Annotated in this window: 22 protein-coding genes; 16 read left to right on the top strand and 6 right to left on the bottom strand. The window is 68.3% G+C overall.

Annotated features, from left to right (window positions below):
- Nucleotides 1–68: 68 nt before the first annotated feature.
- From prfB to WJ16_RS10920, 3 genes are all read right to left on the bottom strand, one after another.
- A protein-coding gene (prfB, locus tag WJ16_RS10935; protein ID WP_107312618.1) for a peptide chain release factor 2 occupies nucleotides 69–1,173 on the bottom strand; the annotation gives its coding sequence in 2 pieces (ribosomal slippage) (nucleotides 69–1,091 and nucleotides 1,093–1,173; 1,104 coding nt in all).
- Nucleotides 1,174–1,325: 152 nt separating this feature from the next.
- A complete protein-coding gene (gene recJ / locus WJ16_RS10925; RefSeq protein WP_069257066.1) occupies nucleotides 1,326–3,023 on the bottom strand; it encodes a single-stranded-DNA-specific exonuclease RecJ in 1,698 nt (565 codons plus the stop codon).
- Nucleotides 3,024–3,037: 14 nt separating this feature from the next.
- A complete protein-coding gene (locus tag WJ16_RS10920; protein WP_069257065.1) occupies nucleotides 3,038–4,114 on the bottom strand; it encodes a regulator in 1,077 nt (358 codons plus the stop codon).
- 150 nt (nucleotides 4,115–4,264) lie between these two features.
- Between WJ16_RS10920 and WJ16_RS10915 the strand changes: the two genes are divergently transcribed.
- The 9 genes from WJ16_RS10915 to ftsB all read left to right on the top strand — a co-directional run bounded on the left by WJ16_RS10915 (nucleotide 4,265) and on the right by ftsB (nucleotide 15,309).
- The gene (locus WJ16_RS10915) at nucleotides 4,265–5,518 is read left to right on the top strand and encodes a lipoprotein-releasing ABC transporter permease subunit (RefSeq protein WP_069257064.1); all 1,254 of its coding nucleotides are present in this window, start codon (nucleotides 4,265–4,267) and stop codon (nucleotides 5,516–5,518) included.
- Nucleotides 5,511–6,269 carry a lipoprotein-releasing ABC transporter ATP-binding protein LolD gene (lolD, locus tag WJ16_RS10910; protein WP_084636025.1) on the top strand — a complete coding sequence of 253 codons (759 nt, stop codon included), beginning with the start codon at nucleotides 5,511–5,513 and terminating at the stop codon, nucleotides 6,267–6,269. The genes WJ16_RS10915 and lolD overlap by 8 nt, the downstream gene beginning before the upstream one ends.
- Before the next feature lie 69 nt (nucleotides 6,270–6,338).
- Entirely contained in the window at nucleotides 6,339–7,127 is a 789-nt protein-coding gene (locus WJ16_RS10905; protein ID WP_069257063.1) for a TatD family hydrolase, read from the top strand.
- Between the two features lie 57 nt (nucleotides 7,128–7,184).
- Complete coding sequence (locus tag WJ16_RS10900) at nucleotides 7,185–9,668, top strand: DNA internalization-related competence protein ComEC/Rec2 (protein WP_069257062.1); 2,484 nt, start codon at nucleotides 7,185–7,187, stop codon at nucleotides 9,666–9,668.
- 187 nt (nucleotides 9,669–9,855) lie between these two features.
- Nucleotides 9,856–10,701, top strand: a complete 846-nt coding sequence (locus tag WJ16_RS10895) for an alpha/beta fold hydrolase (protein WP_069257061.1) — start codon at nucleotides 9,856–9,858, stop codon at nucleotides 10,699–10,701.
- Between the two features lie 201 nt (nucleotides 10,702–10,902).
- Nucleotides 10,903–12,561 (top strand): CTP synthase, encoded by a 1,659-nt coding sequence (locus WJ16_RS10890; RefSeq protein WP_069257060.1) that lies wholly within the window; start codon nucleotides 10,903–10,905, stop codon nucleotides 12,559–12,561.
- Complete coding sequence (gene kdsA, locus WJ16_RS10885; RefSeq protein WP_069257059.1) at nucleotides 12,558–13,412, top strand: 3-deoxy-8-phosphooctulonate synthase; 855 nt, start codon at nucleotides 12,558–12,560, stop codon at nucleotides 13,410–13,412. The genes WJ16_RS10890 and kdsA overlap by 4 nt, the downstream gene beginning before the upstream one ends.
- Nucleotides 13,413–13,518: 106 nt before the next feature.
- Nucleotides 13,519–14,802, top strand: coding sequence for a phosphopyruvate hydratase (gene eno / locus WJ16_RS10880; RefSeq protein WP_011352544.1), 1,284 nt, complete (start codon nucleotides 13,519–13,521; stop codon nucleotides 14,800–14,802).
- 81 nt (nucleotides 14,803–14,883) lie between these two features.
- The gene (ftsB, locus tag WJ16_RS10875; RefSeq protein WP_069257058.1) at nucleotides 14,884–15,309 is read left to right on the top strand and encodes a cell division protein FtsB; all 426 of its coding nucleotides are present in this window, start codon (nucleotides 14,884–14,886) and stop codon (nucleotides 15,307–15,309) included.
- A gap of 89 nt (nucleotides 15,310–15,398) precedes the next feature.
- On the opposite strand, the gene WJ16_RS10870 is transcribed toward ftsB, so the two are convergent.
- The 3 genes from WJ16_RS10870 to WJ16_RS10860 form a co-directional block, all read right to left on the bottom strand.
- Nucleotides 15,399–15,773 (bottom strand): hypothetical protein, encoded by a 375-nt coding sequence (locus WJ16_RS10870; RefSeq protein ID WP_069257057.1) that lies wholly within the window; start codon nucleotides 15,771–15,773, stop codon nucleotides 15,399–15,401.
- 134 nt (nucleotides 15,774–15,907) lie between these two features.
- Nucleotides 15,908–16,858, bottom strand: a complete 951-nt coding sequence (gene hslO, locus WJ16_RS10865) for an Hsp33 family molecular chaperone HslO (protein WP_069257056.1) — start codon at nucleotides 16,856–16,858, stop codon at nucleotides 15,908–15,910.
- 25 nt (nucleotides 16,859–16,883) lie between these two features.
- The gene (locus WJ16_RS10860; protein ID WP_069257055.1) at nucleotides 16,884–17,408 is read right to left on the bottom strand and encodes a gamma carbonic anhydrase family protein; all 525 of its coding nucleotides are present in this window, start codon (nucleotides 17,406–17,408) and stop codon (nucleotides 16,884–16,886) included.
- Between the two features lie 156 nt (nucleotides 17,409–17,564).
- Here WJ16_RS10860 and WJ16_RS10855 point away from each other — a divergent pair, with 156 nt between their 5' ends.
- The 7 genes from WJ16_RS10855 (at nucleotide 17,565) to WJ16_RS10825 (ending at nucleotide 23,649) form a co-directional block, all read left to right on the top strand.
- On the top strand, nucleotides 17,565–18,425 hold the full coding sequence (locus tag WJ16_RS10855; RefSeq protein ID WP_069257054.1) for a ferritin-like domain-containing protein: 861 nt from the start codon (nucleotides 17,565–17,567) through the stop codon (nucleotides 18,423–18,425).
- Nucleotides 18,426–18,603: 178 nt separating this feature from the next.
- Nucleotides 18,604–19,494 carry an alpha/beta fold hydrolase gene (locus WJ16_RS10850; protein WP_069257053.1) on the top strand — a complete coding sequence of 297 codons (891 nt, stop codon included), beginning with the start codon at nucleotides 18,604–18,606 and terminating at the stop codon, nucleotides 19,492–19,494.
- Between the two features lie 79 nt (nucleotides 19,495–19,573).
- Nucleotides 19,574–20,404: a 3',5'-nucleoside bisphosphate phosphatase gene (locus WJ16_RS10845; RefSeq protein WP_069258034.1), complete on the top strand. Its 831-nt coding sequence runs from the start codon at nucleotides 19,574–19,576 to the stop codon at nucleotides 20,402–20,404.
- Nucleotides 20,405–20,483: 79 nt separating this feature from the next.
- The gene (locus WJ16_RS10840; protein ID WP_034183578.1) at nucleotides 20,484–21,116 is read left to right on the top strand and encodes an L-threonylcarbamoyladenylate synthase; all 633 of its coding nucleotides are present in this window, start codon (nucleotides 20,484–20,486) and stop codon (nucleotides 21,114–21,116) included.
- Nucleotides 21,117–21,164: 48 nt separating this feature from the next.
- Nucleotides 21,165–21,827, top strand: coding sequence for a site-2 protease family protein (locus WJ16_RS10835; protein WP_069248339.1), 663 nt, complete (start codon nucleotides 21,165–21,167; stop codon nucleotides 21,825–21,827).
- An 8-nt stretch (nucleotides 21,828–21,835) separates the two neighbouring features.
- On the top strand, nucleotides 21,836–23,038 hold the full coding sequence (locus tag WJ16_RS10830) for a tryptophan--tRNA ligase (RefSeq protein WP_011352534.1): 1,203 nt from the start codon (nucleotides 21,836–21,838) through the stop codon (nucleotides 23,036–23,038).
- An 8-nt stretch (nucleotides 23,039–23,046) separates the two neighbouring features.
- Nucleotides 23,047–23,649, top strand: coding sequence for a class I SAM-dependent methyltransferase (locus tag WJ16_RS10825; protein WP_069257052.1), 603 nt, complete (start codon nucleotides 23,047–23,049; stop codon nucleotides 23,647–23,649).
- Nucleotides 23,650–23,661: the final 12 nt, after the last annotated feature.

Genomic DNA, 23,661 nt, shown 5'->3' with positions numbered 1-23,661 from the left:
CGGAGTGGTGCGGCAACGCAAACGGGAAGGGCAAGGGGGCGCGACCCGACAGGATCGCGCCGCGGCGCTTACACGCCCTGTTTGAGGCTCGCGCTGATGAAGTCGTCGAGGTCGCCGTCGAGGACGGCGCGCGTGTTGCTCATTTCGACGTTGGTGCGCAGATCCTTCACGCGGCTCTGGTCGAGCACGTACGAACGGATCTGGTGGCCCCAGCCCACATCGGTCTTGCTCGATTCGAGCTTGTCCTGTTCGGCCTGGCGCTTGCGCATCTCGACTTCGTACAGGCGCGACTTCAGCATCGCCATCGCTTCGGCACGGTTGCGGTGCTGCGAGCGGTCGTTCTGGCACTGCACGACGATACCGGTCGGCATGTGCGTGATCCGCACCGCGGAGTCGGTCTTGTTGATGTGCTGCCCGCCCGCGCCCGATGCGCGGTACGTGTCGATGCGCAGGTCGGCCGGGTTGATCTCGACTTCGATCGAGTCGTCGATTTCCGGATAGACGAACACCGACGAGAACGACGTGTGGCGGCCGCCCGACGAGTCGAACGGCGACTTGCGCACGAGGCGGTGGATGCCCGTTTCGGTGCGCAGGAAGCCGTATGCGTATTCGCCCGTCACCTTGACCGTCGCGTTCTTGATGCCGGCGACGTCGCCGTCGGACTCTTCGAGCACTTCGGCCTTGAAGCCCTTGCGCTCGCAGTAGCGCAGGTACTGGCGCAGCAGCATCGACGCCCAGTCGCACGCTTCGGTGCCGCCGGCGCCGGCCTGGATGTCGATGAAGCAGTTGTTCGGGTCGGCCGGGTTCGAGAACATCCGGCGGAACTCGATGTCGCCGACGCGTGCCTCGAGCTTCGCGGCGTCTTCTTCCGACGCGACGAGCGTATCTTCGTCGCCTTCCTCGCGGGCCAGCTCGAACAGGTCGAGCGCGTCGCGCAGGTCGTTATCGAGCGCGGTGAGCGTCATGACGACGCCTTCGAGCAGCTTCTTCTCGCGACCGAGTGCCTGGGCGTTCTTCGAATCGTTCCAGACGTTCGGGTCTTCGAGTTCCTTGTTGACTTCGATCAGACGCGCAGCTTTGGCGTCGTAGTCAAAGATACCCCCGAAGCTCGCCCGCGCGGTTGCGCAGGTCGAGCAGGGAGCTTTCGATCGCGTTGAGACGTTCCGCTTCCATGATCGCTCGCTATTCTTGCTTCGTAAAAAAGCGGAATTATAGCCGATCGGCAGGGTTGCCCGGTGACGCAAACCGTGCCTGCCCGCACGCGGCGGCGGCGTCCGGCGCGGTGCGCATGCGTCGGCGGGCGTCGCGGGCCCGGCGGCCCGCGCTCAGCCGGCCGCGTGTTCGACGATCAGCTGGACGCGCGTGACGCCGTTCCACGTGTCCGCGACGAGGCGGTACGCGACCAGCGCGCTGTCCGGCAGCGGCTCCGTGTGGTTGAACCAGATCGCGTTGAAGCGCTGGCGGCCGCGCGCCAGTTGCAGCTTCAGGTGTTTTTCCTTCACGAGCGATTGCGACACGACGTCGAATTCGCCGGAGAAAAGCGGGGCCGGAAAACCTTGCCCCCAGACCGCTTCGTCGAGCAGCCCGACGAACTGCGGCGTGAAGTACGCGTCCTCGAGTTCGCCGTCGGTCTCGATCACGCGGGCGAGCGCGTCGTCGGACAGCCATTCGCGCGCAACGGCTTCGAACGCGGCGGCGAAGCGCGGCACGTTTTCGGTGTCGAGCGTGAGGCCGGCCGCCATCGCGTGGCCGCCGAACGCGACGATCAGGTCCGGTTCGCGTTTCGACACGAGGTCGAGCGCGTCGCGCAGGTGGAAGCCGGGAATCGAGCGGCCCGACCCTTTGACCCGCTTGCCTTCGTCGTCCGCGTGCGCGAACGTGAACGACGGGCGGTGGAATTTTTCCTTGAGCCGGCCGGCGACGATGCCGATCACGCCCTGGTGCCACTCGGGGTTGAAGAGGGTGATCGTGCACGCGTCGGCCGGATCGACGTCGGCGAGATCGGCGAGCGCCTGCTGCTGCATGCCCGCCTCGATCTCGCGGCGCTCGCGGTTCATCACGTCGAGCTGCTGCGCGAGATCCCAGGCGCGGCCGATGTCGTCGGTGATCAGGCACTCGATGCCGAGCGACATGTCGGACAGCCGCCCGGCGGCGTTCAGGCGCGGGCCGAGGCCGAAGCCGAGGTCGAAGCCCGACGCGGTGCGCGCTTCGCGCGCGGCGGCGCGGAACAGCGCGGCAATGCCGGGCTGCATGCGGCCGTTGCGGATGCGCTGCAGCCCCTGCGCGACGAGCACGCGGTTGTTGCCGTCGAGCCGCACGACGTCGGCGACGGTGCCGAGCGCGACGAGGTCGAGCAGGCCGTCGAGGCGCGGCTCGGCTTCCTTGCTCGCGAACGCGCCGCGACGGCGCAGCTCGGCGCGCAGCGCGAGCAGCACGTAGAACATCACGCCGACGCCGGCGAGGTGCTTGCTCGGGAACGCGCAGCCGGGCTGGTTCGGGTTGACGATCGCGCGCGCGGCGGGCAGTGCGTCGCCGGGCAGGTGGTGGTCGGTCACGAGCACGTCGATGCCGCGTGCGTTCGCGGCTTCGACGCCCGCGACGCTCGCGATCCCGTTGTCGACGGTGATCAGCAGGTCGGGCTTGCGCGCGGCGGCGAGTTCGACGATTTCGGGCGTGAGGCCGTAGCCGTATTCGAAGCGGTTCGGCACCAGGTAGTCGATCTGCGCGCCGAACATCCGCAGGCCGCGCACCGCGACCGCGCATGCGGTCGCGCCGTCGCAGTCGTAGTCGGCGACGACCAGCAGGCGCCGCTTGTCGGCGATCGCGTCGGCGAGCAGCGACGCCGCGTCGGCGCAGCCTTTCAGCTCGGTGGGCGGCACGAGCCGCGCGAGCGCGGTCTCGATGTCGGCGGGGGACTGCACGCCGCGCGACGCGTACAGGCGCGCGAGGACGGGGTGCAGACCGTGGCGCGCGAGCGCTTCTGCGTCGGCGGGCGCGACGGGGCGGGTAACGATCCGGGTCATACGGGGTCTGCTGGTTATTCGAACAGGGAGGCCAGCGCACGGCGGCGCCAGAACTTGCGCAGGTCGCCGCGCGTCGCGTGCAGCGTCACGGAGCTCGTGTCGCCGCACAGCGTGAAGTCGACGCTCGTGAGCTCGCCGTTGCGCAACGCGGCGAGGGCCGGCGCGAACCAGTCGCGCTCGAGTGCGGCGAGCCCGTCGTGCCAGCGCGCCCAGTCCTGCTCGATGAACGGAGTGGTCAGCGCCGGCAGTTCGACGAGCGTCGCGCCGTCGCCGGCGGCGAGCGCGCCGAACGCGGCCGGCGGCGCACCGGTGTCGGCCTGCGCGGCGCGCGCGAGGCCGAGCGCGGCCGGCGAAGTGGACAGCACGCGCGCGAACGGCTTGCCGACCGGCTTCAGCGTGCCCTGTGCGTGGAACCAGATCGAATTGACGGCCGGCAGCCCGCGCGCTTCGCGGGCTTCGTTGACCGGATGCTGGAACCACGCCATCTGCACTTCGTTCTGCAGCTTCATCCACATCCGCGAGCGCTCGCCCGTATGCGCTTCGTGCGGCAGCCAGATTTCGATGTTGCGGCCGCTCGCGCGCAGCGGCGCGGCGCCGGCCAGCCGGGCGAGCTGCTCGCTCGACAGGTACCAGCGCGACGGGTGCGGCGCCTCGAGCCGCACGCCCAGCTCCTCGATCAGCGGCCGCGCGATGGCGAGCAGCGCGGCGGCGTCGCCGTCGTCGAGCGCGAGGGCGGCCGGATCGACGAGCACCAGGTGATCGTGTGCGATTTCGACGTGCACGGGCTCGACGCACGCCCACGCGTGCGTGCCGGGGTCGCCGCCGTCGGCCAGCAGCATGTAGGGCGCGAGCGGCGCCTCGTCGGCGGCGTTGCCCTGGGTCGCGCCGAACTGGCGGGCCAGCCAGCGTTCGTGCGGCAGCGTGCGCTGGAAGTCCTCGCCGGCCACGCGCTCGACGAGGCTGGCGCGGGCGAGCAACTTTTCGAGCGCGGGGCTGTCCAGCGTGTGCAGGGACGAGGCCGCATCGGCCGCCGACGGCAGCGCGAACGGAACGAGAAAATGGAGGCGTCGGTCGTGCATGATGGTGCGCATTGTATGGCAAACTGCGCGCGTGATCGGGCCGGCTGACGGCCCGTTCGCGTCCGGCGGCCGTTTTTCGACCGTGCCCGGGCCGGTGGTCGCCACCGGGCGGCGGTCCGGCCGCGGGGCGCCTCCCCGCCGTAACCAGCAGAAAGGATTCGCTTGAAACTTCCGTACGAATGGCAGATCGGCTGGCGCTACACGCGCGCCGGCAAACGCACGACCGGTAACGGCTTCATTTCCTTCATCGCGCTCGTGTCGATGCTCGGGATCGCGCTCGGCGTCGCCGCGCTGATCGTCGTGCTGTCGGTGATGAACGGCTTCCAGAAGGAAGTGCGCGACCGCATGCTGTCGGTGCTCGCGCACGTCGAGGTGTTCTCGCCGACGGGTTCGATGCCCGACTGGCAACTGACCGCGCAGGAAGCGCGCCGCAATCCGTCGGTGATCGGCGCGGCGCCGTACGTCGACGCGCAGGCGCTGCTCACTCGCCAGGACGCGGTGAGCGGCGTGATGCTGCGCGGCGTCGAGCCGACGCTCGAGCCGCAGGTGTCCGACATCGGCAAGGACATGAAGGCCGGCCAGCTGGGCGCGCTGGTGCCGGGCCAGTTCGGCATCGTGCTCGGCGATGCGCTCGCCGGCAACCTCGGCGTGACGGTCGGCGACAAGGTCACGCTCGTTGCGCCGGAAGGGTCGATCACGCCGGCCGGCATGATGCCGCGGCTGAAACAGTTCACGGTCGTCGGCGTGTTCGAGTCGGGGCACTACGAATACGACAGCACGCTCGCGATGATCAACATCCGCGACGCCGAGGCGCTGTTCCGGATGACCGCGCCGACCGGTGTGCGGCTGCGGCTGAAGGACATGCAGAAGGCGCCGGAGGTGGCGGTCGAGCTGTCGCATACGCTGTCGGGCAGCCTGTACATCCGCGACTGGACCCAGCAGAACAAGACGTGGTTCTCGGCCGTGCAGATCGAAAAGCGGATGATGTTCATCATCCTCACGCTGATCATCGCGGTGGCCGCGTTCAACCTCGTGTCGTCGCTCGTGATGACGGTGACCAACAAGCAGGCCGACATCGCGATCCTGCGCACGCTCGGCGCGCAGCCGGGGTCGATCATGAAGATCTTCGTCGTGCAGGGCGTGACGATCGGCTTCGTCGGCACCGCGTCGGGCGTCGCGCTCGGCTGCCTGATCGCATGGAGCATCCCGTGGCTGATCCCGATGATCGAGCACCTGTTCGGCGTGCAGTTCCTGCCGCCGTCCGTGTACTTCATCAGCGAGCTGCCGTCCGAACTCGTCGCGAGTGACGTGATCCGGATCGGGCTGATCGCGTTCGCGCTGTCGGCCGTCGCGACGCTCTATCCGAGCTGGCGCGGCGCGAAGGTGAAGCCGGCGGAGGCGCTTCGCTATGAATGACCGCGCGACCGCATTCGCGGACTCACGACAACACAACAGACAGGATTCGGCAGGTATGCAGGAATACGTGCTTCAGGCGCGCGGGATCACGAAGGCGTTCGTGCAGGGCGGCTTCAACGTGCAGGTGCTCAACAACACCGAGCTGACGGTGCGGCGCGGCGAGAAGCTCGCGGTCGTCGGCGCGTCGGGTTCAGGCAAGAGCACGCTGCTGCACGTGCTCGGCGGACTCGACGAGCCGAGCGCGGGCGAGGTGTCGCTGCTCGGCAAGCCGTTCACGCAACTCGCCGAGCGCGAGCGCAACGAATTGCGCAACCGCGCGCTCGGCTTCGTCTACCAGTTCCATCACCTGCTGCCCGAGTTCACCGCGCTCGACAACGTCGCGATGCCGCTGCGCATCCGCCGGATGACGACCGAGGACGCCCGCGAGCAGGCACAGGCGATGCTCGAACGCGTCGGGCTCGGCCCGCGTGCGAAGCACCGGCCGGGCGAACTGTCGGGCGGCGAACGCCAGCGTGTCGCGATCGCGCGCGCGCTGGTCACGAAGCCCGCCTGCGTGCTCGCGGACGAGCCGACCGGCAACCTCGACGGCACGACGGCCGACACGGTGTTCAACCTGATGCTCGAGTTGTCCGAGACGCTCGAGACGAGTTTCGTGATCGTCACGCACGATCCCGATCTCGCCGCGCGCTGCGACCGCATCATGCGGCTGCGCGACGGCGTGCTGCACGAGGAGCCGGCGCTGCCGGTGTAAAAGGGAAGCGAACGCGCGGCCTGTTGCCGGCTTCGTGCCGGCACGGCGCCGGCGCGCAGGATTGCCGCCATGTGGATCGACACGCACTGCCATCTCGATGCCGCCGAGTTCGACGCGGACCGCGACGACGTCGCGCGCGCGGCGCGTGCGGCCGGCGTGTCGCGCATCGTGATCCCGAGCGTCGGGCGCGACAACTTCACGACGGTGCGCGAGCTCGCGCACCGCACGCCGGGCGCGGTCTATGCGCTCGGCATCCATCCGATGTTCACGCCGCGCGCACGCGACGAGGATCTCGACCTGCTGCGCATGGAGATCGAGGCGAGCGTCGACGATCCGCGCTTCGTCGCGATCGGCGAGATCGGCCTCGACTATTTCGTGCCGGGGCTCGACGAAGCGCGGCAGCAGTTCTTCTACCAGGGGCAGCTCAAGCTCGCGCGTGAATTCGATTTGCCCGTGCTGTGCCACGTGCGCAAGTCGCAGGATCGCGTGCTCGCGGGCCTGCGCCGCTTCGGCGTGCGGCGCGGCATCGCGCACGCGTTCAACGGCAGTTTTCAGCAGGCCGAAGCATATCTCGCGCAAGGGCTGCATCTCGGCTTCGGCGGCAACGTGACCTTTGCGCGCGCGCTGCAGATCCGCCGTCTTGCCACGGAGCTGCCGCTCGATGCGCTCGTCGTCGAGACGGATGCGCCCGACATCGCGCCCGAATGGGCATACAAAACCCGCAACACGCCGGACCAGGTGCCGCGCATCGGCGAGGTGCTCGCCGAACTGCGCGGGCTCGACGCCGACGCGGTGTCCCTATGCACTTCGGCTAACGCGCTCGCCGCGCTGCCGCGACTCGCCCTTTCATCCGCATAATCGTTGCCGGAAGGCGCCGCGTCTGAAATCGCGGCGCCGGGTCGACGAGGAGGGGCGATGCGCGTGTGGTGGATCGCGTTCGCGCTCGGCGTGGTCGTCCTGCAGCGGCAGGCGGCGTTGCCGGGCGCGATCGCGTGGACGATCGGTGCGGCCGTGCTCGCGAGCTGCGCGGTGCTGGGCGCGTGGTGCATGCGTCGACGCCGCACACGGGCGAGCGTCGTGCTCGGATGGCTGTTTTGCGCGGTCGCGGCCGGTGTCGTCGGATTCGGCTACGCGGCAGCGCGGGCCGAATGGCGGCTGGGCGACAGCCTGCCCGTCGAGTGGGAAGGGCGCGACATCGTCGTCACCGGCGTGATACGCGGGCTGCCCGTGGTCGACGAGACCGGCGCGCGGCTGCTGTTCGCGGTCGAGTCGAACGATGCCGCGCTGGCCCGTTTCCCGCCGTTGATCCGGCTGTCGTGGCGTGCGTATGGCGCAGCCGCGACACGCGATCCGCTTCCCGAGCTGCGCGCCGCGCAGCGCTGGCGTTTCGTCGTGCGCCTGAAGCGGCCGCATACCGAGGCCAATCCCGGCGTGCGCGACAGCGAGGCGGCGTGGCTTGCCGCGGGCATTCGCGCGATCGGTTATGTCAGCGCGCCCCGGCGTGCGGTATTGCTCGATGCGCGCGCATCGGGATGGCGTGCGTCGATCGATCGCGTGCGCGACGCGCTGCGCGCGCGTATCGGCGAGGCGCTCGGCGGCGACGCCGGCCACCGCGGCATCGTCGCCGCGCTCGCGATCGGCGACCAGTCGGGCATCGGCGACGACGACTGGCGCGTGCTGCGCAGCACGGGCACGAGCCACCTGGTTGCGATTTCCGGTCTCCATGTCGGCCTCGTCGGCGCTATCGCGGGCGGGCTCGTGTCGATGGTGTGGCGCCGCGTGCGCTGGCGCGGCCGCGCCGCGTCGCTCGTGGTGCCGGCACCGTACGCGGCCGCGCTCGCCGCGCTGGCGGCCGCGGCCGGCTACGCGGCGCTCGCCGGCTTCAACGTGCCGGCGCAGCGCGCGTGGTGGATGATCGCGACCGGCGGCATCGCGTATCTGGCCGGGCGCAGCGTGCCGACCTCCGCGGTGCTGTGCGCGGCGCTCGGCGGCGTGCTGCTCGCCGATCCGTGGGCCGTGCTGTCGGCCGGGTTCTGGCTGTCGTTCGGGGCGGTCGCAGTGATCCTGCTGGCCGTCGCCGGCTGGCGCGCGGTGCGCGAGCCTGACGCGGAAAGGGGGGAGGGCGACGTCGCGGCCGGCTTGTCGAGCCGGTTGCGCGCGTGGGGCGCACGCGCCGGGCGCCGTCTCGCGGAAGCCACGCGCGTGCAGTATGCGGTGACGATCGGTCTCGCGCCGCTGACGGCCGCGTGGTTCGCGCAGATATCGCTGTCGGGCCCGTTCGGCAATGCGTTCGCGATTCCGTGGGTCAGCTCGGTCGTCACGCCTGTCGTGCTGGCCGGCATCGCGCTGCCCGCGCCGCTCGATGCGTATGCATTCCGGCTCGCGCATGCGGCGCTCGAACCGATGATGCGGTTGCTCGGACACCTCGCCGACTGGCCGGCCGGCGTGTTCTGGCTGCGCATGCCCGACTGGCCGGTGCTGGTGCTGGCTTGCGTCGGTGTCGCGTGGGCGCTGATGCCGCGCGGCTGGCCGTTGCGCTGGGCGGCACCGCTCACGTGGCTGCCGCTCGTCGCACCGGCCGCCGATGCGCCGCCGCCGGGCGGTTTCCGGCTGACCGTGCTCGACGTCGGGCAGGGGGCGTCGGTGCTGGTGGAGACCGCGCGGCGCACGTTGCTGTTCGACGCGGGACCGGGCGCGGAGTCGACCCATGCCGGCGCGCGGATCGTCGCACCGGCACTGCGTGCGCGCGGTATCGCGGCGATCGATTCGCTCGTGCTCAGTCACGCGGATGCCGATCACGCGGGCGGTGCACCGGCCGTCTATGCGGCAGCCGACGTGCGCCAGCTGCTGGCCGGCATTGGGCCGGACAGCCGGCTGTGGCGCGACGCGGCCGCCGCCGGCGTCGCCGACCGGCTGCCGTGCGCGGCCGGGCAGCGCTGGACCTGGGACGGCGTCGCGTTCACGATGCTGTGGCCGCGCGGGGGCCCGGGCGCGGGGACGTCGAACGGGCAGTCGTGCGTCCTGCGCATCGACGCGGGCGACACGTCCGCGCTGCTGACGGGCGACATCGAGGCGCGCGCCGAACGCCAGCTCGTGGCCGCCGAGCGCGATACGCTGGCCGCGCAGATCCTGGTGGTTCCGCACCACGGCAGCCGCACGTCGTCGGTCGAGCCTTTCCTCGATTCGGTCGGGCCGCGCGTCGCGGTATTTCCTGTAGGCTATCGCAATCGTTTCGGGCATCCGCACCGGTCGGTGCTCGCCCGTTACGAGGCACGCGGGATTCCGCTGCCGCGTACCGATCGCGACGGCGCCGTGCGGTTCGACGTCGCGCCGGCCGATGGCGGGTTTGCGTTCGAGCGTCATCGCGACGTTCGGCGACGCTACTGGATGGATCGGTGAGCGCGGCGCGGGGCGGCGTATCGGAAAAGAACACCCGGGGCTCATGCGCGATGGGCAAGCATGCGCCCGGCAGAGCGCGAACAGGGGCGCGGGGCATGTGCTGAAGCATTCGCCCGGTCGACCGCGAAGCATGGACGGGAGTCGGCGCCGAAGCACTCACTCCCGTCGACAAAGGAGACATCGGCGTTTGAAGGACATCATCCACTTCTCGCATGCGAACGGCTTTCCGGCGTCGACATACAGGACGATCTTCGCCGAACTGTCCGACGACTACGAGCTGCGCTACATCGAACGGATCGGCCACGACCGCCGCTACCCGGTGACGCGCGACTGGCCGCATCTCGTCGAGCAACTGCTCGACGACATCGGCAGCTGCTACGAGCGTCCCGTCTGGCTCGTCGGCCATTCGCTCGGCGGCTACCTGTCGCTGATGGCCGCGCTGAAGAAGCCGCAATGGGTGCGCGGCGTCGTGATGATCGATTCGCCGATCATCGCGGGATGGCGCGCCCGCGCATTGCGGGCGAGCCAGTGTGCGGGGCTCGACGAGCGGCTGTCGCCGGCCGCCGCGACGCGCAACCGGCGCACGCGCTGGGGCAGCCGCGACGAAGTCTGGCGGCATTTCCGCGAGAAGCCTGCATTCGCGCGCTGGGACGAACGGATGCTGGCCGACTACATCGACCACGGGATTCCGCAGGCCGGCGCCGACGGCGAGCGCTCGCTCGCGTTCGACCGGCAGGTCGAATACCTGATCTACCGGACGCTGCCGCACACGCTCGGCCCGCGGCTCGCGCACGGCGCGCCGGTGCCGCTCGGTTTTCTCGCCGGCACGCGTTCGCGCGAGGTGCGCCAGGTCGGGCTCGATGCGACGCGGCGCGCGGCGCGCGGCCGCATCGAATGGCTGGAAGGCAGCCATCTGTTCCCGATGGAGCGGCCGATCGAGACCGCCCGCGCATTGCAGCGGATGCTGAATTCGCTGAGGGCGGCGGAGGGCGATGCGTCGCAGGGCGGCGCGCCGCTCGCGAAGCGCGCCTGACGCACGGCTCGACGGCCGGGGCGAACCGCCGGCGCACGCGGTGGCACCGGCTGGCGGGCGGCTTCGGCCCGGCGCGCGCGGCTGGCGGGGCGGTGGCGCGGGTCGGTGCGGGTCGGCCCGAAAGGGCGCGATCATCACGCCAATTGCTGAGAAAAGGGCGGGCTTTACGGTATAATCCGTTTTTCCCGCGAGCATCCAGCGATGACCAAATATGTTTTCGTCACCGGCGGCGTAGTTTCTTCCCTCGGCAAGGGTATTGCCGCCGCCTCTCTCGCCGCGATCCTCGAATCGCGCGGTCTGAAAGTCACCCTCCTCAAACTCGATCCCTACATCAACGTCGACCCCGGCACGATGAGCCCGTTCCAGCACGGGGAAGTGTTCGTGACGGAAGACGGAGCGGAGACCGACCTCGACCTCGGCCACTATGAGCGCTTCATCAGCACGAAGATGCGCAAGGCCAACAACTTCACGACCGGCCAGATCTACGAATCGGTGATCCGCAAGGAACGCCGCGGCGACTATCTCGGCAAGACCGTGCAGGTCATCCCGCACATCACGAACGAAATCCAGGCGTTCATCGAGCGCGGGGCGGCATCGGCCACCTGCGGCGAGCCGGACGTCGCGATCGTCGAGATCGGCGGCACGGTCGGCGACATCGAGTCGCTGCCGTTCCTCGAAGCCGCGCGCCAGATGAGCCTGCGCCTCGGCCGCAACAGCGCGTGCTTCGTGCACCTGACGCTCGTGCCGTACGTCGCGACGGCCGGCGAGCTGAAGACGAAGCCGACCCAGCACAGCGTGCAGAAGCTGCGCGAGATCGGCATCCTGCCGCACGTGCTGCTGTGCCGTGCGGACCGCCGCATCCCCGACGACGAATCGAAGAAGATCTCGATGTTCTCGAACGTGCCGGAAGACGCCGTGATCTCGGTGTGGGACGCCGACAGCATCTACAAGATTCCGCAGATGCTGCACGACCAGGGCCTCGACCGGATCATCTGCGAGGAACTGAAGCTGTCGCCGAAGGACGCCGATCTGACCATGTGGTCGACGCTCGTCGAGAAGCTCGAGAACCCGAAGCACGAAGTGACGATCGGCATGGTCGGCAAGTACGTCGACCTGACCGAGTCGTACAAGTCGCTGATCGAGGCGCTGCGCCACGCATCGCTGCACACGTCGACCAAGGTCAACATCGAATACATCGACTCGGAAGAGATCGAGACGAACGGTGTCGACAGCCTCAAGCATCTCGACGCCGTGCTGGTGCCGGGCGGTTTCGGCCGTCGCGGCACGGAAGGCAAGATCGCGGCGATCCGCTATGCGCGCGAAGCCAAGGTGCCGTATCTCGGCATCTGCCTCGGCATGCAGCTCGCGGTGATCGAATTCGCGCGCGACGTCGTCGGTCTGAAGCAGGCGAACAGCACGGAATTCGACCCGGACACGCCGGAACGCGTGGTGGCGCTGATCACCGAATGGTACGACCGCGACGGCAAGGTCGAGACGCGCACCGAGGAATCCGATCTCGGCGGCACGATGCGCCTGGGTTCGCAGCGCTGCCCGATCAAGCCGGGCACGATGGCGGAAGAGATCTATGGCAAGGACGTGAACGAGCGCCATCGCCACCGTTATGAAGTCAATAACCGCTTCGTGCCCCAGCTCGAAGCCGGCGGCCTTATCATCAGCGCCCGTACCCCGAGCGAGGATCTGCCGGAAATGATGGAGCTGCCGCGTTCGATGCACCCGTGGTTCGTCGGCGTCCAGTTCCACCCGGAATTCACGTCCACGCCGCGTGACGGTCATCCCCTCTTCAAGTCGTTCGTCGAAGCAGCGCTGGCCAACAAGCAGGCGCGCGGAGTGCAAGCATGAAGCTGTGCGATTTCGAGGTCGGTCTCGACAAGCCTTTCTTCCTGATCGCGGGTACCTGCGTCGTCGAATCGGAGCAGATGACGATCGACACGGCGGGCCGCCTGAAGGAGATCTGCGCGAAGCTGAACGTTCCGTTCATCTACAAGTCGTCCTACGACAAGGCGAACCGCAGCTCGGGCAAGTCGTTTCGCGGCCTCGGAATGGACGAGGGCCTGCGGATCCTGTCCGAAGTGAAGCGCCAGCTCGGCCTGCCGGTGCTGACCGACGTCCATTCGATCGACGAGATCGAGCAGGTCGCGTCGGTCGTCGACGTGCTGCAGACGCCGGCGTTCCTGTGCCGCCAGACCGACTTCATCCATGCGTGCGCGCGCTCGGGCAAGCCCGTCAACATCAAGAAGGGCCAGTTCCTCGCGCCGCACGACATGAAGAACGTGATCGACAAGGCGCGCGACGCGGCCCGTGAAGCGGGGCTGTCGGAAGACCGCTTCATGGCGTGCGAGCGCGGCGTCTCGTTCGGCTACAACAATCTCGTGTCGGACATGCGTTCGCTCGCGATCATGCGCGAGACGAACGCGCCGGTCGTGTTCGACGCGACCCACTCGGTGCAGCTGCCGGGCGGGCGGGGCACGAGCTCGGGCGGCCAGCGCGAATTCGTGCCGGTGCTCGCGCGTGCGGCGGTCGCGACGGGCGTCGCGGGCCTGTTCATGGAAACGCACCCGAATCCGGCCGAAGCGAAGTCGGACGGCCCGAACGCGGTGCCGCTGAACCGGATGGGTGCGTTGCTGGAGACCCTCGTCACGCTCGACCAGGCGGTGAAGCGCCATCCGTTCCTGGAAAACGATTTCAATTAAAGATCGAATGAACCTTGCGACGGCTTCGCGCGTCAGTAGCGAAAGCGGTTCGGGCACGCGCGCCGTCGCAGTTTGAAGAATCCATCGTCATTCTCAGAGGAAACCCATGAGTGCAATCGTAGATATCATCGGCCGCGAGATTCTGGATTCGCGCGGCAACCCCACCGTCGAATGCGACGTGCTGCTCGAATCGGGCACGATGGGCCGCGCGGCGGTCCCGTCGGGCGCGTCCACGGGCTCGCGTGAAGCGATCGAACTGCGCGACGGCGAAGCCGGCCGCTACAACGGCAAGGGCGTGCTGAAGGCAGTCGAGCACATCAACACCGAAATCTCCGAAGCCATCATGGGCCTCGACGCGTCGGAACAGGCGTTCCTCGACAAGACGCTGCTCGAGCTGGACGGTACCGACAACAAGTCGCGCCTCGGCGCGAACGCGATGCTGGCCGTGTCGATGGCCGTCGCGAAGGCAGCCGCCGAGGAAGCCGGCCTGCCGCTGTACCGCTACTTCGGCGGTTCGGGCGCCATGCAGCTGCCGGTGCCGATGATGAACATCGTCAACGGCGGCGCGCACGCGAACAACAGCCTCGACATCCAGGAATTCATGATCGTCCCGGTGAGCCAGCCGACGTTCCGTGAAGCCCTGCGTTGCGGCGCGGAAGTGTTTCACGCACTGAAGAAGATCCTGAGCGACCGCGGCATGAGCACGGCGGTCGGCGACGAAGGCGGCTTCGCGCCGAACTTCGGCAGCAACGACGAGTGCCTGTCGACGATCCTGCAGGCGATCGAGAAGGCTGGCTACCGTGCGGGCGAAGACGTGCTGCTCGCGCTCGACTGCGCGGCATCCGAGTTCTACCACGACGGCAAGTACCAGCTCGCGGGCGAAGGCCTGCAACTGTCGTCGGCCGAATTCACCGACTACCTCGCGACGCTCGCCGACAAGTTCCCGATCGTGTCGATCGAGGACGGCATGCACGAAAGCGACTGGGAAGGCTGGAAGCTGCTGACCGATCGCCTCGGCAAGAAGGTGCAGCTGGTCGGCGACGACCTGTTCGTCACGAACACGCGCATCCTGAAGGAAGGCATCGAGAAGGGCATCGCGAACTCGATCCTCATCAAGATCAACCAGATCGGTACGCTGACCGAAACGTTCGCGGCAATCGAAATGGCGAAGCGCGCAGGTTACACGGCCGTGATCTCGCACCGCTCGGGCGAAACGGAAGATTCGACGATCGCGGACATCGCGGTCGGCCTGAACGCCGGTCAGATCAAGACGGGTTCGCTGTCGCGCAGCGACCGCATCTCGAAGTACAACCAGTTGCTGCGCATCGAGGAAGATCTCGGCGACATCGCAAGCTACCCGGGTAAATCGGCTTTCTATAACCTGCGCTAACGCGCTAATATCGGGTTCGTCATATCGACGCCGCTCTGTGCACGTGCGCGGAGCGGCGCTTCTTATATCTGCGTCTCTTACATGCGGCTTGTCACTGTCGTCCTGATTGCCTTGCTGGCGCTCATTCAGTACCCCCTATGGTGGGGACACGGCGGCTGGCTGCGGGTGCATGAATTGCGTCAGCAGTTGGACGACCAGCTCCAGAAGAATGCGGACGAGAAGCTGCGAAACGAGCGCACGGCGGGCGAGGTGCAGGATCTGCAGAGCGGCACCGCGGCCATCGAGGAGCGCGCGCGCTACGAGATGGGCATGGTGAAGGACGGCGAAGTATTCGTGCAGTTCGTGTCGCCGAATGCACCGGCCGCGCCGCTGAACAACGTGCCGTCGAATACGTCGACGCGCGGCACCGTGTCTGCGGCGCCGGTGCGTGTCGTACCGAATCCGCAATCGATCGCTAAGCCGTCGCGGCATCACGGCGGTGACAAGGGCAAGGCCGCGCATCACTGAGCACGGCCGCTCGAATCCATTGAAAAAGCGCGGGAAATGCCGCGCTTTTTTATTTCCTGCCGGGAGTCAATCGCCCTGGCGACGCACGCTCACCACCACCATCCCGGGTAGCCGTAGCTGATCCCGGTGCCCCAGCGATTGCCCCATCCGCCGTAATACCCGCCGTAGACGGTCACGGGCGGCGGCGAGTAATAGGCCCACGCGCGTGCCGCGGCCTCGGCGGCCATCGCGCTGTTCTGCTCGCGCAGCACCTGCTGGTCGATCTCGTCATAGCGCTTGCGTTCGGCGCTCGACAGCGCGGGCGGCTGGCCGCCGGATGCGGCGGGTTCGGGCAAGCGGCTCAGGATCGTGGAAGTCGGCGGCGGCATCGCGCAGCCGGCCAGCGCGAGCGTGCCGGCGGCGACGCTCGTCAGCACGAGGGTGCGGAATGGTCGATGAAACGGTCGTTGAAGCGGACGATTCATGTGTTTCTCCTGCAGCACGCCGACGCCGGGAAGCGGCTGGCGCCGAAGTGCGGGACTTCGGCGCCGCAGCGGTGCGTGCGACGCTCATGCGTCATTATGCGCCCGTGCCCGCACGGCGGGCATCGGGCCGCGGCTCAGTGACGCTGGTCGGTTGCCGGCGCAATGCCCGTCTCGACGCCGGGTGCCGCGAACAGTTGCGCGACGTCGACCGGATCGAATTCGTAGCGCTGATTGCAGAACTCGCAATGGATCTCGACGTGGCCGCGCTCGACGATCACGCTGTCGACTTCCTCGCGGCCGAGCATGCGCAGCATCGCTCCGACCTTCTCGCGCGAGCACGAGCACTGGAAGCGCGTGCCGGCCGGTTCGAAGTGCTGCACGTTTTCCTGCCAGAAGAGCCGCCGGAACACGACTTCCGGTTCGACCTCGAGCAGTTCCTGCGCGGACAGCGTGCCGCCGAGCGTGCATACGCGCTCCCACGTATCGGTATCGGTTTCGGCGTTGCGCGGCACGATGCCGCCGTCGCCCGGCAGCTTCTGCAGCAGCATGCCGACCGCGCGGTCGCGATTGGCCGCGAGCCATATCCGCGTGTCGAGCTGCTCCGAGTGATGCATGTAGTGCTCGAGCACCTGCGACACGGATTCGAGCGGGCCGTCGACGCCGTTCAGCGGCACGATGCCCTGGTACGGCTGCTGGCCCGGCAGCTTGTCGGCCGGGTCGAGCGTGATCACGCAACGGCCGTGACCGCTCGCATTGACGAGTGACGCGAAACTCGTGTCGTCGCCGATCGTCTGCGCGGCGTCGCCGGCGAACTTCGCGGTGGCCCGCATCGACAGATCCGAACCGCACTGGACGACCAGCATCTGGACCGGCCCGTCGCCGAAGATCTGCATGATCAGGGTGCCGTTGAATTTCAGGTTCGCGGACAGCAGCGCGCACGCGGCCATCATCTCGCCCAGCACCGTGCGCACGGGGGCCGGGTAGTCGCGGCGGGAGAGCACCTCCTGCCACGTATTGCGCAGCGAAACGATCTCGCCGCGCACGGGCGCCGCATTGAACATGAATTTCTGTAACTGGTCGCTCACTCTTCTTCCTTGAAATCCGTGCGAATCATCCGATCCGCACGAGTTGCTCCTTGAAATGCGCACGCCGCTCGACGTACGTCTTCGCGTTCGTGCGCAGTCGCGCAATGTCTTCCGCCGACAGCTCGCGCACGACTTTCGCCGGTGCGCCGAGAATCAGCGAGTTGTCCGGGAACGTCTTGCCTTCCGTCACGACCGCGCCCGCACCTACCAGACAGTTGCGGCCGATTACCGCACCATTCAAGACCACGGCCTGGATTCCGATCAGCGAACCTTCGCCGATCGTGCAGCCGTGCAGCATGGCCTGGTGCCCGATCGTCACGTTTTCGGCAATCGTCAGCGGAAAGCCGGGGTCGGTATGCAGAACCGCGCCTTCCTGGACGTTGCTGCCCACGCCGACGGTAATCGTCTCGTTGTCGCCGCGAATCGTCGCGCCGAACCACACGCTCGCGTTCTCTTCGAGCACGACCTTGCCGATGATGGCCGCCGTATCGGCGACGAATACGCTTTCGTGGATCGTCGGGGCCGTATCGCCCAGCTTGTAGATCGTCACGGAGTCTCCTTGTCTCTTCGATGAGGGGCGCCGGTAGAATGGCGCGTCCGGTTTGCCCGGCGCATTCGTCTTGCGTATTGCGCCGCGGAACAAACGCCTATTGTAAACCGTCGCGTGCGTGCGCTCCCGCGATGCGCGCGAAGGGTGTCCCCGTTTATGAGCATGGAGTCTTCTTCTTTCGGCAATGCGCCCGCCTGCGTGCGCCGTGCCGCGCTTGCCGCGCTGCGCGACGCCGAACCCGCGGCCAAGGCCGCCCAGGTGCGTTCGCTTTACGACGCGCTGCTGGCCGGGCGGGCGGCGATCGCCCCGTCGCTCGAACTGGGCGAACCGGCCGATCTGCCCGGGCGCCCGGTGCGTCCGCCGCTCGTCGAGCCGCGCCAGCTCGAGCGGCGCAGCATGCGTTCGCCCGAAGGGCGCGCGGTGCTGCTGCACGCGCTCGCCCATATCGAATTCAATGCGATCAACCTCGCGCTCGACGCGGTCTGGCGCTTCGCGGGCCTGCCCGACGCGTTCTACGCCGACTGGCTGAAGGTCGCGGCCGAGGAGGCGTATCACTTCACGCTGCTGTCCGAGCGCCTGGCGGCCTTCGGGCATGCGTACGGCGATTTTCCCGCGCACAACGGCCTGTGGGAGATGTGCGAGCGGACAAGGGGCGACGTGCTGGCGCGCATGGCGCTCGTGCCGCGCACGCTCGAGGCCCGCGGGCTCGACGCATCGCCGCCGATTCGCGCGCGGCTTCTGCAGGCGGGCGACGATGCGTCGGCCGCGATCCTCGACGTGATCCTGCGCGACGAAATCGGCCATGTCGCGATCGGCAACCGCTGGTTCCGCCATCTGTGCGACGCAGCCGGCCGCGACCCGGTGCCGACCTACCGGCAGCTCGCCGAGCAATACCATGCGCCGCGGCTGCGCGGCCCGTTCAATTTCGATGCGCGCCGCGATGCGGGATTCGAGCAGGCCGAACTCGACGAACTGGCCGCGCAGGATGGCGCGGGCGGCAACACGCCGCCACGCTAGCCGGCTCGTGTCGGGCTGCGTTTCGCCGGTCGCCCGCCGTCGCGTGCACCCGGCCGGCGGCGCTTGCCGGTGGCCCGTTGCACGCGGGCGCCGCTAGAGCGGCGCCTCGACTGCCGGACACCGGAAAGCACACGCCGTCGCTATAATCGAACGACCATTCTTTTTTCTGGCGGTTGCCATGAGTGTCTCGAGTTCTGTTTCCGACTTCGTCACGGTCCGTGGCGTTCAACTGCATGTCCGGCGCTGGGGCCGGCCCGACGCGCCGACGCTGTTCATGCTGCACGGCTGGATGGACGTCGCGGCGTCGTTCCAGTTCGTCGTCGATGCGCTCGCGGGCGACTGGCAGGTGATCGCGCCCGATGCGCGAGGTTTCGGGCTGTCCGACTGGCCGGTCGCGCGGCAGGGCGGCGGCCACTACTGGTTCCACGAATACCTGGGCGACCTCGATGCGCTCGTCGACCACTATGCGCCGACCGGCGAAGTCAACCTGGTCGGGCACAGCATGGGCGCGAACGTCGTGTGCCTGTATGCCGGCGCGCGGCCGGAGCGCGTGCGGCGCGTGGTCGATCTGGAGGGCTTCGGGCTCGCGCCCGCGCGGGCCGAGCAGGCGCCGCGCCGGCTGCGCGGCTGGCTGGACGAGCTGCGCGAGCCGCCGGCGCTGCGCCCTTACGCGTCCCTCGACGACGTCGCGGCGCGCCTGACCAAGACCAATCCGCGGCTCGCGCCGCGCCGCGCCGCGTTTCTCGCCGAGCACTGGTCGAAGCGCGGCGACGACGGCCTCTACCATCTGCTGGCCGACCCCGCGCACAAGATGCCGGGCCCGCTGCTGTACCGGCTCGACGAGGTGATGGCGACCTGGGCGCAGGTGCGCGCGAAGGTGCTGCACGTGGAGGCCGTCAATTCGCCGACGCTGGCGCACATCGCCGGCGACATCCCGCTTCTCGAATTCAAGGCGCGTTTCAACGCGTTCCCCGACTGGCGCGAGAAGCTCGTCGAGGATGCCGGCCACATGGTGCACCACGACCAGCCCGAGCAGATCGCGGCGCTGATCGAGGCGTTCTGCGCGTAAGCGCGGCGGCAGCGGCGGGGCAGGCGGGCGGCGCATTGCCGCGTTGCAGTAGAATGAAGGCTTACCTGCCATGCCGACAATGAACGCCGATCTCCACTGCCATTCCAATGTTTCCGACGGGTTGCTGTCGCCTGCCGACGTCGCGCGCCGCGCCCATGCCGGCGGCGTGACCCTGTGGGCGCTGACCGACCACGACGAGATCGGCGGCCAGGCGGCGGCACGCAGCGAGGCGCAGGCACTCGGCATGCGCTACCTGAGCGGCGTCGAGATTTCGGTCACGTGGGCGTCGCGAACGGTGCACATCGTCGGTCTGAACGTCGACCCGGCCAACCCGGTGCTCGTCGACGGCCTGCACCGCACGCGCCACGGTCGCGCGGCGCGCGCGGTGGCGATCGGCGAACAGCTCGCGACGCTCGGCATTCCCGGTGCGTACGACGGCGCGTTGAAATACGTGTCGAATCCCGACCTGATCTCCCGCACGCATTTCGCCCGCTTTCTCGTCGAGAACGGCCACGCCGAATCGACCTCCGACGTGTTCGATCGCCTGCTCGGCGATGGCAAGCCGGGCTTCGTCCCGCATCGCTGGGCGTCGCTGTCCGATGCCGTCGCATGGATCCGGGCGGCCGGCGGCGAAGCCGTGGTCGCGCATCCGGGCCGTTATCGCTATACGCCCGTCGAATTCGACGCGTTCTTCGCCGAGTTCATCGATCTGGGCGGCCGCGCGATCGAGGTCGTTACGGGCAGCCATACGCCCGACCAGTACCGCGAATACGCGGACGTCGCACGCCGCTTCGGCTTCGAAGCGTCGCGCGGCTCGGATTTCCATGCGCCGGGCGAGGGCCGTGTCGATCTCGGCAGCCTGCCGCCGTTGCCGCCCGACCTGACACCGGTCTGGGAGCGCTGGCTCTGACGCCGGGCGGCGGCCGGCCGCCTGCTGCCCGCGTTGCCGCCGGCACGCGCATCCGACTTTTCCCCCTTTACGTACCCCCATGTCCCAGTTCTTCAGGATTCATCCGGATAATCCGCAGCCGCGCCTGATCAAGCAGGCCGTGGAGATCGTCAGCAAGGGCGGCGTGATCGCGATGCCGACCGATTCGAGCTATGCGCTCGCGTGCCATCTCGACGACAAGGATGCGGTCGAGCGCGTGCGCCGGATCCGCGGCCTCGACGAGAAGCAGCACCTGTCGCTGCTCGTGCGCGACCTGTCGGAACTCGCCAACTTCGCGATGGTCGACAACCGCCAGTACCGGCAGATCAAGTCGGTGACGCCCGGCCCGTACGTCTTCATCCTGCAGGCGACGAAGGAAGTGCCGCGCCGGCTGTCGCACCCGTCGCGCAAGACGATCGGGTTGCGCGTGCCCGATCACGCGATCACGCTCGCGTTGCTCGAATCGCTCGGCCAGCCGCTGCTCGGCACGACGCTGATCCTGCCGCCGGACGACGAGCCGCTCAACGACCCCGAGGACATCCGCGCGCGGCTCGAGAAGCAGGTCGACCTCGTGATCGACGGCGGCGCGTGCCCGCGCGAGCCGTCGACGGTGATCGACCTGACCGGCGACGCGCCCGAACTCGTGCGCGCGGGGCGCGGTGCGCTCGAACCGTTCGGACTCTCGGCGGCGTAAGCGCGCCGTTCCATTTTTGCGCGAGTGCGCTTGTTACAATAACGCGATATGGATGCTTCCCTGATACAGACCATCGCCGTCTACGCGCTGCCCGTGATCTTCGCGATCACGCTGCACGAGGCCGCCCACGGCTACGCCGCCCGCCTGCTCGGCGACAACACCGCCTACATGATGGGCCGCGTGTCGTTCAACCCGATGCGCCACATCGATCCGCTCGGCACGATCGCGATCCCGCTCGCGATGTATTTCCTGACGGGCGGCGCATTCCTGTTCGGCTATGCGAAGCCGGTGCCGGTGTCGTTCGGCAATCTGCGCGATCCGCGCTGGGGCAGCCTGTGGGTATCGCTCGCGGGCCCGGCCTGCAACTTCGTGCAGGCGCTGATCTGGGGTGTGCTGACGCTGGTGCTGCCCGCGGTCGGCGTCGACGAGCCGTTCTTCACGCGGATGGCGTTTGCCGGCGTCAGCGCGAACCTCGTGCTCGGCGTACTGAACCTGTTTCCGCTGCCGCCGCTCGACGGCGGCCGCATCCTGGCGGCGCTGCTGCCGACGAAGCAATCGATCGCGCTGTCGCGCATCGAGCCGTACGGTTTCATCATCGTCCTCGTGCTGGTCGCGACGGGCGTGCTGACGAACTTCTGGCTGCGCCCGCTCGTCAATGTCGGCTACGCCGTCCTGAGCGCCATCCTGTCCCCATTCGCCTCGCTTCTCTAACGACAATCATGTTCCCTGAACGTATTTTCTCCGGCATGCGACCCACCGGGTCGCTGCACCTCGGCCACTACCACGGCGTGCTGAAAAACTGGGTGAAGCTGCAGTCCGAGTACCCGTGCTTCTTCTGCGTGGTCGACTGGCATGCGCTGACGACGCACTACGAGACGCCCGAGGTGATCGAGAAGAACGTGTGGGACGTGCTGATCGACTGGCTCGCATCCGGCATCGATCCGGCGCAGGCCACGCTGTTCATCCAGAGCAAGGTGCCCGAGCACGCCGAGCTCGCGCTGCTGCTCGGCATGAGCACGCCGCTCGGCTGGCTCGAACGCGTGCCGACCTACAAGGAGCAGATGGAGAAGCTGAAGGACAAGGATCTGTCGACCTACGGCTTCCTCGGCTACCCGGTGCTGATGGCCGCCGACATCCTGCTGTATCGCGGCTCTCTCGTGCCGGTCGGTGAAGACCAGGTGCCGCACGTCGAGATGACGCGTGAAATCGCGCGCCGCTTCAACTACCTGTACGGCCGCGAGCCGGGCTTCGAGGAGAAGGCACTCGACGCCGCGAAGAAGCTCGGCGGCAAGCGCGCGAAGCTCTATCACGAGCTGCGCAACGCGTATCAGCAGGAGGGCGACGACGAGGCGCTCGAACAGGCGCGCGCGATGCTGCAGGAATCGCAGAGCCTGTCGATGAGCGACCGCGAGCGCCTGTTCGGCTATCTCGAAGGCGCGCGCAAGATCATCCTGGTCGAGCCGCAGGCGCTGCTGACCGAAGCATCGCGGATGCCGGGCCTCGACGGGCAGAAGATGTCCAAGTCGTACGGCAACACGATCGGCCTGCGCGAAGACGCAGAGACGATCACGAAGAAGGTCCGCACGATGCCGACCGATCCGGCGCGCGTGCGCCGCACCGATCCGGGCGACCCCGACAAGTGCCCGGTGTGGCAGCTTCACCAGGTCTATACGGACGAAGCGACGCACGACTGGGTGCAGAAGGGCTGCCGCTCGGCGGGCATCGGCTGCCTCGACTGCAAGCAGCCGGTCGTCGAAGGCATCCTGCGCGAACAGCAGCCGATGCTCGAGCGCGCGCAGAAGTACATGGACGATCCGTCGCTGCTGCGCGCGATCGTCGCGGACGGCTGCGACAAGGCGCGCAAGTACGCGACCGAAACGATGCGCGACGTGCGCGACGCGATGGGCCTGTCGTACAACTGAGCGACCGCATGCGCGCATCCGTCATTGCCGCCGCGGGCGGCCACGTCGCCCAGGCCGAGCCGTCCCGCTGGGTCGCGCAATGGTCGCGGCTCGTGCCGGCCGGCGGCGCGGTGCTGGACGTCGCCGCGGGCGGCGGTCGCCATGCGCGCTGGTTTGCGTCGCACGGGCATCCGGTCGTCGCGCTCGATCGCGATCCGGCCGCGCTGGCCGCATTGCGCGCGATCGCCGGTGTCGACGCGCGCGACGCCGATCTCGAAGGCGCCCCGTGGCCGTTGCCGGCCGGCGAGCGGTTTTCGGCGGTGATCGTCACGCATTACCTGCATCGCCCGCTCTGGCCCCATCTGCTCGATGCGGTGGCGCCGGGTGGCGTGCTCATCTACGAAACTTTCGCGCAAGGAAACGAAACGGTCGGGAAACCGTCCAACCCCGCGTTCCTGCTCGCCCCGGGCGAGCTGCTGGACGCCGTGCACGGCCGCCTGCGGGTGGTCGCCTACGAAGACGGGTTCGTCGCCGCGCCGCGCGAGGCGTTCGTCCAGCGTCTCTGCGCGGTGCGCGAGGGCGCGACCCCGAAGGAGGGGGCGGGAATTCCACGTTACGAACTGCCCGGCTAATCCGCTACAATC

The sequence above is a fragment of the Burkholderia metallica genome (genome assembly GCF_001718555.1).
Taxonomy (GTDB): domain Bacteria; phylum Pseudomonadota; class Gammaproteobacteria; order Burkholderiales; family Burkholderiaceae; genus Burkholderia; species Burkholderia metallica.
The sequence above is the reverse complement of the archived record's forward strand: the minus strand, read 5'-3'. Positions and strand labels throughout refer to the sequence as shown.